Origin of the sequence: Aeribacillus sp. FSL K6-8394 (genome assembly GCF_038008865.1) — a bacterium.
Classification (GTDB): domain Bacteria; phylum Bacillota; class Bacilli; order Bacillales; family Aeribacillaceae; genus Aeribacillus; species Aeribacillus composti.
Map to the genome: position 1 here is coordinate 137,498 of NZ_JBBPAA010000001.1, position 12,001 is coordinate 149,498.

General features: G+C 39.3%; 14 protein-coding genes. 10 read left to right on the top strand and 4 right to left on the bottom strand.

Annotated features, from left to right (window positions below; all coding sequences use genetic code 11):
* Positions 1–7 precede the first annotated feature (7 nt).
* From thiS to fabI, 5 genes are all read left to right on the top strand, one after another.
* Positions 8–211 (top strand): sulfur carrier protein ThiS, encoded by a 204-nt coding sequence (thiS, locus tag NSR00_RS00605; RefSeq protein WP_094245355.1) that lies wholly within the window; start codon positions 8–10, stop codon positions 209–211.
* Positions 212–217: 6 nt separating this feature from the next.
* Positions 218–985 carry a thiazole synthase gene (locus NSR00_RS00610; protein WP_063387504.1) on the top strand — a complete coding sequence of 256 codons (768 nt, stop codon included), beginning with the start codon at positions 218–220 and terminating at the stop codon, positions 983–985.
* On the top strand, positions 982–1,995 hold the full coding sequence (locus tag NSR00_RS00615; protein ID WP_311067326.1) for a ThiF family adenylyltransferase: 1,014 nt from the start codon (positions 982–984) through the stop codon (positions 1,993–1,995). Before NSR00_RS00610 ends, NSR00_RS00615 begins: the two co-directional genes overlap by 4 nt.
* A 14-nt stretch (positions 1,996–2,009) precedes the next feature.
* Positions 2,010–2,822, top strand: coding sequence for a bifunctional hydroxymethylpyrimidine kinase/phosphomethylpyrimidine kinase (thiD, locus tag NSR00_RS00620; RefSeq protein WP_340786195.1), 813 nt, complete (start codon positions 2,010–2,012; stop codon positions 2,820–2,822).
* 98 nt (positions 2,823–2,920) lie between these two features.
* On the top strand, positions 2,921–3,697 hold the full coding sequence (gene fabI / locus NSR00_RS00625; RefSeq protein ID WP_063387507.1) for an enoyl-ACP reductase FabI: 777 nt from the start codon (positions 2,921–2,923) through the stop codon (positions 3,695–3,697).
* A 208-nt stretch (positions 3,698–3,905) separates the two neighbouring features.
* Here the strand turns inward: fabI and NSR00_RS00630 are convergent, their stop codons facing one another.
* Positions 3,906–5,033: an IS110 family transposase gene (locus NSR00_RS00630; protein ID WP_339199994.1), complete on the bottom strand. Its 1,128-nt coding sequence runs from the start codon at positions 5,031–5,033 to the stop codon at positions 3,906–3,908.
* 485 nt (positions 5,034–5,518) lie between these two features.
* Here NSR00_RS00630 and NSR00_RS00635 point away from each other — a divergent pair, with 485 nt between their 5' ends.
* From NSR00_RS00635 to NSR00_RS00655, 5 genes are all read left to right on the top strand, one after another.
* Positions 5,519–5,905 carry a CotO family spore coat protein gene (locus tag NSR00_RS00635; protein ID WP_063387508.1) on the top strand — a complete coding sequence of 129 codons (387 nt, stop codon included), beginning with the start codon at positions 5,519–5,521 and terminating at the stop codon, positions 5,903–5,905.
* Between the two features lie 94 nt (positions 5,906–5,999).
* A complete protein-coding gene (locus tag NSR00_RS00640) occupies positions 6,000–6,341 on the top strand; it encodes a DUF1360 domain-containing protein (RefSeq protein ID WP_327863316.1) in 342 nt (113 codons plus the stop codon).
* A gap of 67 nt (positions 6,342–6,408) precedes the next feature.
* Complete coding sequence (locus tag NSR00_RS00645; RefSeq protein WP_340786200.1) at positions 6,409–7,131, top strand: sugar nucleotidyltransferase; 723 nt, start codon at positions 6,409–6,411, stop codon at positions 7,129–7,131.
* 14 nt (positions 7,132–7,145) lie between these two features.
* Positions 7,146–8,441 (top strand): glycosyltransferase family 2 protein, encoded by a 1,296-nt coding sequence (locus NSR00_RS00650; RefSeq protein ID WP_340786202.1) that lies wholly within the window; start codon positions 7,146–7,148, stop codon positions 8,439–8,441.
* 289 nt (positions 8,442–8,730) lie between these two features.
* The gene (locus NSR00_RS00655; RefSeq protein WP_340786205.1) at positions 8,731–9,951 is read left to right on the top strand and encodes an IS110 family transposase; all 1,221 of its coding nucleotides are present in this window, start codon (positions 8,731–8,733) and stop codon (positions 9,949–9,951) included.
* 415 nt (positions 9,952–10,366) lie between these two features.
* Here the strand turns inward: NSR00_RS00655 and NSR00_RS00660 are convergent, their stop codons facing one another.
* The 3 genes from NSR00_RS00660 to NSR00_RS00670 all read right to left on the bottom strand — a co-directional run bounded on the left by NSR00_RS00660 (position 10,367) and on the right by NSR00_RS00670 (position 11,961).
* Entirely contained in the window at positions 10,367–10,564 is a 198-nt protein-coding gene (locus tag NSR00_RS00660; protein WP_339199195.1) for a hypothetical protein, read from the bottom strand.
* Positions 10,565–10,591: 27 nt separating this feature from the next.
* Complete coding sequence (locus tag NSR00_RS00665) at positions 10,592–10,756, bottom strand: hypothetical protein (RefSeq protein WP_327863314.1); 165 nt, start codon at positions 10,754–10,756, stop codon at positions 10,592–10,594.
* Between the two features lie 125 nt (positions 10,757–10,881).
* Positions 10,882–11,961 carry a glycosyltransferase family 4 protein gene (locus tag NSR00_RS00670; RefSeq protein ID WP_340786213.1) on the bottom strand — a complete coding sequence of 360 codons (1,080 nt, stop codon included), beginning with the start codon at positions 11,959–11,961 and terminating at the stop codon, positions 10,882–10,884.
* Positions 11,962–12,001 lie beyond the last annotated feature (40 nt).

Genomic DNA, 12,001 nt, shown 5'->3' on the forward strand with positions numbered 1-12,001 from the left:
TTAAACAGTGAAACTTCGCATCAACGGCCAGCAGATGGAAGTGGAGAATAGTGTTCGGAACATAGAAGATTTGCTGAACTTTTTTCAATTACAGGAAAGAATTGTTGTCGTTGAACGAAATGGTGAAATTGTTTCAAAAGAACAATACAGTATCCAGACATTACATGATGGTGATCAAATTGAAATTGTCCATTTTGTTGGAGGGGGATGATGATTCATGTTAAAAATAGGTGATAAAACATTTCAGTCGAGATTGATGTTAGGAACTGGAAAATATCCGTCTTTTGAGATACAAAAAGAAGCGGTGGAAGCCTCAGGTGCTGAAATTTTGACATTTGCCGTCAGAAGAATGAATATTTACGAGCCTTCACAGCCAAATTTTTTGGAGATGTTGGATTTATCAAAATATACGCTTCTGCCGAACACGGCCGGAGCAAAAACTGCGGAGGAAGCAGTCAGAATCGCCAAGCTTGCGAAGGCATCAGGATTATGTGATATGATTAAGGTGGAAGTAATTGGAGATGATAAAACGCTTCTCCCTGATCCGATTGAAACATTGAAGGCATCAGAGATGTTATTGGAAGAAGGGTTTATTGTTCTTCCATACACTTCAGACGATGTTGTTCTGGCGAAGAAGCTTGAAGAATTAGGGGTTCATGCCATCATGCCGGGAGCATCTCCGATCGGATCAGGCCAAGGAATTGTCAATCCTCTCAATTTATCATTTATTATTGAGCAAGCAAATATTCCAGTCATTGTTGATGCCGGAATCGGTTCGCCGGCAGATTGCGCACTCGCCATGGAGATGGGAGCAGATGGAATCTTATTAAATACAGCTGTTTCCGGTGCAAAGGATCCTGTGAAAATGGCGAAGGCAATGAAGCTGGCGATTGAAGCAGGCAGACTTGGATATGAAGCAGGACGCATTCCGAAAAAACGGTATGCACAAGCAAGCAGTCCAACGGAAGGAATGTTAACGACATAATGGAACGATATTCTCGCCAAATCTTGTTTTCTCCTATTGGAGAAGAGGGACAAAAAAAATTGCTGAAAAGCCATGTGCTCATTGTTGGAGCTGGAGCACTCGGCTGTGCAAGCGCTGAAATGTTAGCCCGTGCTGGAATCGGTAAAATAACCATCATTGACCGTGATTATGTCGATTGGAGCAATCTCGGGCGTCAACAGCTGTATACGGAAGAGGATGCGAAACAAAAGCTGCCAAAAGCGGTTGCTGCCAAAAAACATTTGCAGGAAATCAATTCGAACATTTCGATTGAAGCGATTGTGGGCGATTTCTCAATTGATTTTATTGAACATGTAAAGGATGTCGACCTTATCATCGATGGGACTGACAATTTTGAAACGAGATTTTTCATCAATGATTTAGCGATGAAGCACGAAATACCTTGGATCTATGGGGCAGTAGTGAGAAGTTATGGAATGACCGTTTCCATCGTTCCGAAACAAACACCATGCCTCCATTGTATGCTCCAAGCGATTCCGTCTGACGGAATGACGTGCGATACAGTTGGCGTGATCAGCCCGGCGGTGCAAATCGTCGCCTCTTATCAAACTGCAGAGGCACTGAAATATTTAGTCAGCGGAGAGGTGTCCAAGCAGTTAGTTTCATTTGATGTTTGGACAAGGGAGCATTCTGCAGTGGACATGACAAAATTAAAAAAGGCCGACTGCCCATCGTGCGGACATCACCCGACATATCCATATTTGTCGGTTGAAAATGGATTAAAAACAGCGGTTTTGTGCGGAAGGAATACCGTACAAATACGTCCGCAGCAAAAACAGAAGATTTCGCTATCAGAAATTACCAATCGTTTGCGTCCGATCGTGAAAGACTTAAAAGGAAATGCTTATTTAATTTCCTTTCAGGCGGATGATTTCCGCGTTGTGCTTTTTCAAGACGGAAGAGCATTAATTCACGGCACTAAGGAAGAAGAGAAAGCAAAAGCTATTTATCAACGTTACTTCGGAGCTTAAATGGAGGTGTGTTTATGGCCATTGGAAAAGCGTTGACGATTGCCGGGTCCGATTCAGGAGGAGGCGCGGGAATTCAGGCAGATTTGAAAACTTTTCAGGAGTTGGATGTATACGGAATGAGCGTGATCACGGCCGTTACGTCTCAAAACACATTAGGTGTTCATGGCGTCTACCCTGTTCCGATTGAAGGGGTGATCAGTCAGCTTGATGCAATTGCTGAAGATTTATCGCCAGATGCGGTCAAAACAGGAATGCTTTTTAATCAAGAAATCATCCAAACCGTCTCAAATAAAGTTCAAAAGCATGGATGGGAAAAAATTGTCGTTGATCCAGTAATGATTGCAAAAGGCGGACATCCATTACTTGAAGAGTCTGCCATCAACGCGCTCATTAACGACTTAATTCCGCTTTCGTTTATTGTGACGCCGAACATCCCGGAAGCGGAAGCGATCACGGGCATCGAGATAAAATCGTTTGATGATCGGAAAGAAGCTGCGAAAAAAATTTGCCAAATGGGAGCAAAGCATGTGATCATAAAGGGAGGACATCAGCCGTCGGGCAGCGAAATCATTGATTTGTTGTTTGACGGGCATGATTTTTATGAATTTAAAGGCAACTATGTAAACACAAAGCATACGCACGGAACAGGCTGCACTTTTTCTGCTGCGCTGACAGCTGAGCTCGCCAAAGGTAAAGACGTTATCGAAGCCGTAAAAACCGCAAAAGAGTTCATCCATCTTGCTGTAGAAAATGCACTAGGCATTGGAGGCGGCCACGGTCCTACCAATCATTGGGCATATAAAAGAAATTTAGCTGCTTCGAAATAACATAAGCCGGACATATATGTTCTGGCTTTTTTCTCTTTTGTCCTTTATAATTATGATCAGGTATTAATAACTTGTAATAATGTTTAGGAGGATTTTCCATGAAATTGAATTTGGAAGGCCGAAACATTGTGGTCATGGGTGTTGCAAACAAGCGAAGCATTGCTTGGGGAATTGCCCGCTCTTTGCATGAAGCAGGAGCAAGATTGATCTTTACATATGTGGGCGAAAGAATGGAGAAATCGGTTCGAGAGCTTGTAGATTCGTTAGGACGGGAAGATTATCTCGTGCTTCCTTGTGATGTAACAAAGGATGAAGAAATCGAGCAGTGTTTTGAAAAAATTAAAAGCGAGGTTGGTGTGATTCACGGTATCGCTCATTGTATCGCCTTTGCGAATAAGGAAGAGCTGAGCGGTGAATATTTGAACACAACAAGAGACGGCTTCCTGTTGGCCCACAACATCAGTTCTTATTCTTTAACGGCGGTTGCGAAAACAGCCCGTCCTTTGATGACAGAAGGTGGAAGCATTGTTACATTAACTTACTTGGGCGGTGAGCGAGTCGTTCAAAACTACAACGTAATGGGAGTTGCGAAAGCGTCATTGGATGCTAGCGTGAAATATTTGGCGAACGATCTAGGTAAAGAAAATATTCGCGTCAATGCCATTTCCGCTGGTCCGATTCGTACGCTTTCGGCAAAAGGTATCAGTGATTTTAATTCAATTCTGAAGGAAATAGAAGAACGTGCTCCGCTGCGCCGAACCACAACACAAGAAGAAGTTGGAGACACGGCGTTGTTCCTGTTCAGCGATCTTTCCCGCGGCATTACAGGGGAAACGATTCATGTTGATTCAGGTTTTCATATTTTAGGTTATTAAGTTAGCTGAAAAAGATTAATCTGTGTGCGTTACTCGCACAAGATTAATCTTTTTTCTGTGAAAATCAATTAACCATGGCTGAAGCGGTATACCCCACAATCAAATTGGATACCCTATTAACGACCAAAAAAAGGCAATAGGAAAGCAGAGCTACCTTATTTTTAGGTATCTCGTATATTTCTGAACCTTTTTGGTTATACTAATTTATTTACTGCTCTCGAAACGGTTCTTTTCGAGAAATGATGCAGTAAATGATGGTAAGCATTCGGTGCGCGATCGCAACGAGTGCTTTTTTCTTTCCCCTGCGTGCCGCCAATGACCAATATTTCGCTGCCAAACGTTGATTCCTACATCGAGACAAAGCCCAAGCCGCCTCACATAACGCCGATTTGATATGCGGATTCCCCTTCGTCGTTCGGGTACTTTTTCGTTTTCCAGCACTTTCATGATTTCCCGGCGCGACTCCCGCCCATGAAGCGAGGTGTTGAGACGTTGGAAATTGTCCCATATCGACTCCGATTTCAGCGATAATCACGGCAGCGGTTTCCTTCTTGATCCCCGGTATGGTCACAAGAAGCTCCATCTCTTGTTTGTATACTTGTAAGAGTTGGTCGATTCGTTCTTCGATGTCTCGAAGTAAACTTTCCAACGATTCGATGTGCTTCCACGATTGGCGAATCATGAACAGTTGATGGTTGGTCAATGTACCAAAGAGAGAATCCTGAATTTGTTGTTTTTTCCTCTTCATACTCCTGTGAATGCAAGCATCGACTTCGGTTTCTTCGATGTATCCCTGTTTCATTAAACGTTCCAGTAGCTTTCGCCCAGATACACCAAATACATCCGAAATCACGGAACTTAACTTGATATTGGAACATTCCAACACTTTTTGAATGCGGTTTTTCTCCGCGGTTAACTGCCCGATCCATTTTTTGCGCAAGCGAGTTAAATCCCGTAATTCTCGAATGTTCTCAGGAGGTACAAAACTCTTCTCGATCAATCCGTAACGCAACAATTTGGCGATCCATTCTGCATCGGAAACATCGGTTTTTCTCCCCGGTACATTTTTGATTCGCTGAGCGTTGGCAAGTGTAATGTCAAAGTAATCTTCCAAAATATTGAACACAGGTTTCCAGTAAACGCCCGTACTCTCCATCGCAATATGAGTGACACCACGATCTTCTAACCATTTCAGAAGACGAAACAAGTCTTTCGTGAAAGTAGGAAATGTTTCAACTTCCTTTTGAACGTGTTCTTCCTCTCCAAGAAGAGCACAAACGACAATTGTTTCGGCATGGACATCTAATCCTGCACAACGATGATAAAGAACATCCATGATTCTTACTCCTTCCATCGATAAATTCGCAAACAGGGAGTCCATTTGCACGTTAGGCATTTTTCTGTTCGTAGTCACCTTTTCACACGAAAAGGGCTGACAATGGGTGGAACACCAAATGGACTCAAACAGTTTTTATTACAGGGTCGAACCACCATTAAAGAGAACGTCTTTCAAAACTGTTTGCGTTCATATCCATTATGGGAAGGAATGATGGATTTTCATGCATGGGTGGGGAGTAAAATTACTCATGGATGTTTTTATGGCAGGATAAAATGAAATTTTGCTGTCAGCTTCAAGGTGCCACTATTTCAAGCCGTGAAGCTTGGATTTATTGTTGATGTTCTGTTACGACTTTTTGTCTCAATGTGCAGCGATTTTCAAATGCTCTTTTGTCATAAGAAAAAGTTAGATTTCCGTCATGATTTCATTCTATCGTGTCATAAAATAATGAGAGAAATCATATTTGAGGGTGGCGATCAAACTTGATTAAAAAAGAAAAATTAGAACCTTTGATGTATATTGTCCAGCCGAATATAAAAAAACCTGAAGTGACCATGCAGTCGACGTTATTAAAAAAAATTGCCAATAATTCTAAGCAAGCGGTAAAGAGTACATGGACGAAAGAAGAGATTTATAAAAGAAGAAGAGAATTGGCAAATATGACGGTTCATGAAAAGATCGATTTCTTTTCAAGTCTTCCGGAGCATGTGTATAAAAACGTATGTGAAATTAAAACAGTAGAGAAAACATACAAAGGAATTATTTTGTCAAAGGAAAACGATGTCGTTCAAATCCGTACATTTGATCAAAATGAACCTTTGAAAATAAAATCGAAAAGTATTTTAGACATAAAAGTGTTAGGGAATTAAAATGGAGAACTCGGTTATGCCGGGTTTTTTTATTTTATTTGAACGCTTTAAATATTCAAAACATATGTTGGTGAAGGAAAGGAGAATTGATTCCATGGAGTGGTATTGGTTTTCATTTGTTCTCACTGCATTGGCATCTTTTCGATTAACGAGAATTATAGTGTTTGATAAAATCGCTTCATTTTTGCGGGCTCCTTTTTTAACAATTGTGGAGGAAAAAGGGGAGGACGGAGAAACCATTTCTTATTTAAAACCGAAAGGAAAAGGGATTCGACTGTGGATCGGTGAGCTTTTAAGCTGTTATTGGTGCACAGGAATATGGTGTGCCGCCATTTTATTTTTTGGAAATGAATATTTATACGCCATTTTCCATCCAATTACGGTCATATTAGCGATCTCAGGTTTGGCTGGAATTATTGAACATTTGCTTGATTAGCGCCATTTGAAATGAACTGTTTACCGGAATATCTCCGGGAATTGCATCGTAAAGGAAGTGAAAGGTTTTGAAAGGCGTCATTTTGGCAGGAGGAAAAGGGACGAGATTGAAACCATTTACGAATGTAATCAATAAACATTTACTTCCGGTTGGAAAATTCCCAATGATATGCTGGCCGATTTCAAGGTTGAAAGAAGCAGGAATTAAAGATATTTTAATTGTTACTAATGAAGAACATCTACCACAGTTTTTCAAAATTATTGGAAATGGAGAAAGTTTAAATGTAAATATCCAATATACGATTCAAAAGGAGCCAAATGGAATTGGAGATGGTGTTAGAAAGGCTGAATTTTTTACGAATGGCGATCCATTTGTGCTTTTGCTGGGGGATAACATTTTTGAAATGAATTTAAGCTCATTTTTGAAATCTTTTGAAAAGAGCGGGAATGAAGCTCAGCTCTTTTTAAAAGAAGTGGATGAGCCGTCGAGATATGGCGTTGCTTTTTTGGATAAAGAAAAAAAGGAAATCACGGATTTAGTCGAAAAACCGACCTACAGCAAGTCCAATTTATGCATTACAGGCATTTACTTGTATAAACCGGTTGTTTTTCACGTGCTCAACGAGATCAAGCCGTCTTTAAGAGGAGAATATGAAATTACAGATGTAAACCGAAAATTTTTGGAAAAGGGAACGATCGGTTTTTCCTATGTGGAAGGGTTTTGGTCAGATGCTGGCACGTATGAATCATGGGTGGATGCCAATCTATTTGCTTTTCATCAAAATAAATAGCAAGGTGTGAGATGATGAAGCCGAAGGTTTCCATCATTTTAACGAGCTATAACAAGCCGGATACGGTTCATCTAGCGATTGAAAGCGTGCTTGCCCAAAAATATGACAATTGGGAGCTATTGATCATGGACGATCATTCCAATGATAAGACAAAAAGAATTATAAAAGGCTTTTTGCAAGATTCACGAATTCAATATTTTGACAGCGGCATTCGAGATGAGGATCGACATAAAACAACACGTTACGCAACATTGATTAATGAGGCGTTGGAAAAAGTATCCGGCGACTACATTTCTTATTTGACGGATGACGACATATATTTGCCGGAACGGCTTTCTGAAATGACAACTATTTTAAATAACAGTCCATCTTATGGTGTTGTCTATTCAAAACAGCTTGTCCGAAAAATTGATCAAAGCGGAAGAACCGTGTATGAAAAAGTACGGGAAACAAACGGGATATTAACAAAACCTCAAAATCTTGTTGATCATTGTTCGGTGATGCATCGAGCTTCACTGTTGCCGCTCATACTGGCGAAATACGGTTCATATTGGGACGATTCGCCTGAATATTGGCATAACGGTGATGCTGCTTTTTGGGCCCGTTTGGCAGAATGGTCACCATTTTATCCTATTCCAAAAGTTTTGGATATATGTTTAAAAACACCTGATTCATTTCAAGAATTGAACGCATTCATGCCGAAAGAATTGCCGACTGGGCTGGTTGTCCTCTCAACAAATGAAAACACATTTTTAATTGACGGAAACATAAGGCGGAAAATCGATGAGGCAGCCTTTCGAATGTTAAAATATGATCGAAAACAGCTGGTAAAAGTACATGATCCATTGCTTTATCAATATCGTGAAGGGGCCCCTATTGAAAAATCTGTTTTTTCCAATGCCAAATTGTTTCCAAATTATCGTTTCATTAAATGTGGGAAAAGTATATTTTATACAGAAGGGGGATGCGCCAGGCCGATTGAGTCGGCCGATGCTTTGCGGAGATTAAAGGCAGACTTAAAAGATTTCATTCTTGTAGCGCCTGAAATGTTGGAAGATTTTCAAATTGGCAAGCCTATTTCGAGAACATTTGATCAAAAAAACCCGATTCCGGAAGGAAAATTGTTTTTGTATAAACGGCATTTTTTTGTTAGTGGAAATGGTGAACTTAAACCAATGGAAGCAAAGGTCCTCCGTAAATTAAAATACGACAAATCGCTTGCCATTCCATTAAGCAAATATGAATTTGCTTCATTTCCCAAAGGCGAATCATTAAAATGGGAAGTTGTCCGCTGGAAAGATAAGAATTGAGAAGCAATTTGAACTAAAATGTTTATAGTTACAAACATTAAAAACATACTAACATTAGTAGTACAGACCTAGGCCAAGGTTTGTGCTACTATTTTTTTATAGTAGAAGTGAAGGAAGGTCGAACAGCTCCTGGGACCAAATAGAGTCCGTATTAAAAACAGACCAACTTCACACCCTTATTTGAATCAGTTTAGTATGTTGGGTCCGAAGAGACCGTGTATAAGAAAATGGAATCGATAAGGCAATGTGAAGACCTTCTATGTTTGGCTAAAAAGGAGAGGCAGAAAATATGAAACACGTAGTGGCATTTGATGTCAGTATGGGGAAAAGCACAATGGTCATTTACGACCGTTATCGTCAATGCGAATATGAGGGTGAAATAACCCATAACCGTTACTCTTTCGAGAAATTAAACAAAACCCTTATAACTTTAACACAAAAAGATGGACAGGCACCTGATATTGTCTTTGAAGCAACAGGCGTATATTCAAAACCACTAGAACGATTCTTAGGTGATCAAGGTTATATGTATTATCGAGTTAACCCACTCGAAGCGAATATTCAAATGGCTTCAATGAGGAGACAAAAAACAGATAAAAGCGACGCTCATGAACTTGCGAAAACTCACTTTAGAGTTGAACGTGAACAAACTTATCAAGAAGAGGATTATTATAAACAAATGCGTGCAATGACGAGATATTATGATGAATTAAGTAGTGAAATGACGCATTTATATAGTCGTTTACACGCGATTCTACAATTGAGTTTTCCCGAGTTAGAAAAGCTATTCAGTAAACGTTCTGCTTTATTTTTGAATGTCGTTCAATTATACCCTCATCCGGATCATGTGTTAGTTTGTTCAAAAACAGTGATTCGTAATCGTTTAAAAGCCAACACAAGAAAAAACTTATCATTGGCACGTGCTGAAGAAAAAGGGATCGCTTTAATCGAAGCAGCAAAAGAAGCGTATCCAGCAATTTCAAAAGATGATATTCGCTGTGAACAAGTGCGGGATTATGCCAAACGGATTGCAGACTTGAAGGAGAAAAGAGAACAACTTGTCCAAAAGATGGTTAAATTATCGAAAGATAAACAAGCGTATCAGATTTTAATTTCATTTCCAGGAATCGGAGAAACGACTGCAGTTCGTTTAATTGGAGAACTAGGAGATATTCGACGATTCAAAAACCATAAACAACTGAATGCTTACGTCGGTATTGATATCATGAGATATCAATCTGGGAATACCTTTTATAAAGACAAGATTAATAAAAGAGGAAATAACAAACTTAGAAAAATTCTATTTTACATGATCCAGACCATGATCCAACTACGGAAAAATACACAAAATCATATTGTAGATTATTATGATAAATTAAAAACGCAACCCCAGAGGAAACCTCATAAAGTTGCGTCCATAGCATGCGTGAATAAGTTCTTGAAATCGGCTTATCACCTTATCACACATAATCTGAAATACGATTACGAAAAGGCAACAATGCATCAGTAATCGTAAGTAAGATTATATCACAAAGACCTGGCGAAAAAAATGGAAATCGTGAGGTCTATTTGTCATGCGAAAATTTATTTTGGAAGGAAGGGGTACCCCTTCCTTCCAAAATAAAATCTATATTAACCAAATTATTTAATAAAAAACACTTGACTAGAGGTAAGAAATAGGGGCTGTCCAGAAAGTCAAAATCCATTGAAAACGACATAAGCATTGATATATCAACGTTTCTAAAACATTAAAGGGGCGTCTATAAGCCGGAAAATCGACTTATTAGACAGCCCCTGTGTTTAATTTTAAGGAAAAATATTTCGGCATTCTTTATCCAAAAATTGTGTAAGAAACCGGAATTTTTGACAGGATCAGCTTGTTTTTTTTGGTTTCTTACACCTGAAAGACTTGGTCAGCGCCTTTCTTATAGATGCATGCTTTCAATTGCAGCAATGGTGTATGGATTTCGGCATTCTCTAAGCGCTTCTCTACACTCGCGCCGTTCGCTTCGACAGATGCTTAATGGTTCCCTGCATTGGCGCAGTTCGTTTCTGATCTCCCTTAACGTTGCTCTTTCCTGCCGTAATTCATTTCGGCATTGAATCAGTTCAGGACTCGGCAATTCTTTCACCCTCCTATTTAAAATAGTTTAAATTTCTTCTCTGCATTCTCGTAATTCTTCTCTACACTGTGCTAATTCTTCTCTACAATCGATTAGCTTTTGCCGGCATTCAAGTAGTTTATTTCTTGTTTGCTGCTGCGATAAACGTGTTTGTTCTAATTTTTCCCGGCACTCTTCTACAGTTTGTGGCAAAGCATACCCCTCCTATTTATAAAATTAGGAAGTGCTGCTCAGATGGAACTTCCTAATACTATACGTATATTCAAAGTCGATCAAAAAGTATAGTCATTTATAATTATTAATTAATTTTCACAAGCCTATTCTTTTTGTTTATATCCGAGATGTTTAAGCATTTTGATAAAAGATTCACCATATTTTTCAAGTGAAAATTCGTGTTGAATTAAATTCAGACCGTTTTGAACCAATTTTGAACGGAGAGGTGCATTAGTTAACATATCCTTTGCTTCTAAAACCGCTTTTTGAAGGCGGTTTTTTGGGATGATTTTTCCTGTCCGATTATGAATGACAAAGCTTTTCACTCCGTCTGAATCTGTACATAAAACGGGACATTGGCAGCTCATCGCTTCCAACGGAGCATATCCGAATCCTTCTAACAGCGATGTTGAGCAAAAAAAGCCTCCTGATTTTGCGATTTTAGAGTAATAGATTGGCATTTCACCATGGGGGATATTTGCGAACATTTTTACATGCTCTGTTAGCTCGAGACGTTTCAGCCACCTTGCGAACTGTTTTCTTTGTTCATCCATGCTTAAAGTGGGGTCCTCAAACATCCATAATTCAATGTCAAATTGTTGATTTAACAAATGTCTCCCAAGGCGGAGAAAAAGTTTCCAATTTTTGTTCTCCTCTATTCTGCCTACCCACCCTATAATCCTTTTTTGAGGAGCTTCCACTTCTTTTTTGGAGAATAACTTCGTATCGATGCCGTTATGAAAGCTATAAAGCTGTTTATCCGGAAAAGCTTTCTTTATTTTTGTAATTAAGTGGGATGTGTTGGGGGATAAAATGGCAGTGGCATGTTCTTCAACGAACGGTTTAGCTTTTTTTAACAGTTGATCGATTTCTGTTCCAAACCCTTGAATGTCATATACGATCTTGCCGTTAAAGCCTAGTTTTCTAATTTTTGACAAAAAAAGGTAGTCTGCACAAACAAAAATCAAGTCGTATTTTTCTATTTCAAATATCCGCTTAATCTCTTGTTCATCATTGGTGACAAACGCTGTCATTCCGCTTGCCTCTATATTTTTCCATCCGGAACCTTTTGTTAAATATAATACATGGCTTTCGACCCCGTATTTTTTTAAAGCGGCAAAACGTTGACGATTCAACGTTTCGACGCCGCTTCCCGCAATATAAAAAGTAAACAATATTTTCATGCGAGATACGCCCTTTCTATTTCATAAAATTCTTAAAAAA

What these genes read in the sequence shown, in the direction of transcription:
- thiD (WP_340786195.1), top strand. Translation starts at nt 2,010, where the DNA reads ATGGCCATTGGAAAAGCGTTGACGATTGCCGGGTCCGATTCAGGAGGA.
- NSR00_RS00610 (WP_063387504.1), top strand. Translation starts at nt 218, where the DNA reads ATGTTAAAAATAGGTGATAAAACATTTCAGTCGAGATTGATGTTAGGA.
- NSR00_RS00655 (WP_340786205.1), top strand. Translation starts at nt 8,731, where the DNA reads ATGAAACACGTAGTGGCATTTGATGTCAGTATGGGGAAAAGCACAATG.
- fabI (WP_063387507.1), top strand. Translation starts at nt 2,921, where the DNA reads ATGAAATTGAATTTGGAAGGCCGAAACATTGTGGTCATGGGTGTTGCA.
- NSR00_RS00630 (WP_339199994.1), bottom strand. Translation starts at nt 5,033, where the DNA reads ATGGATGTTCTTTATCATCGTTGTGCAGGATTAGATGTCCATGCCGAA.
- NSR00_RS00650 (WP_340786202.1), top strand. Translation starts at nt 7,146, where the DNA reads ATGAAGCCGAAGGTTTCCATCATTTTAACGAGCTATAACAAGCCGGAT.
- NSR00_RS00670 (WP_340786213.1), bottom strand. Translation starts at nt 11,961, where the DNA reads ATGAAAATATTGTTTACTTTTTATATTGCGGGAAGCGGCGTCGAAACG.
- NSR00_RS00640 (WP_327863316.1), top strand. Translation starts at nt 6,000, where the DNA reads ATGGAGTGGTATTGGTTTTCATTTGTTCTCACTGCATTGGCATCTTTT.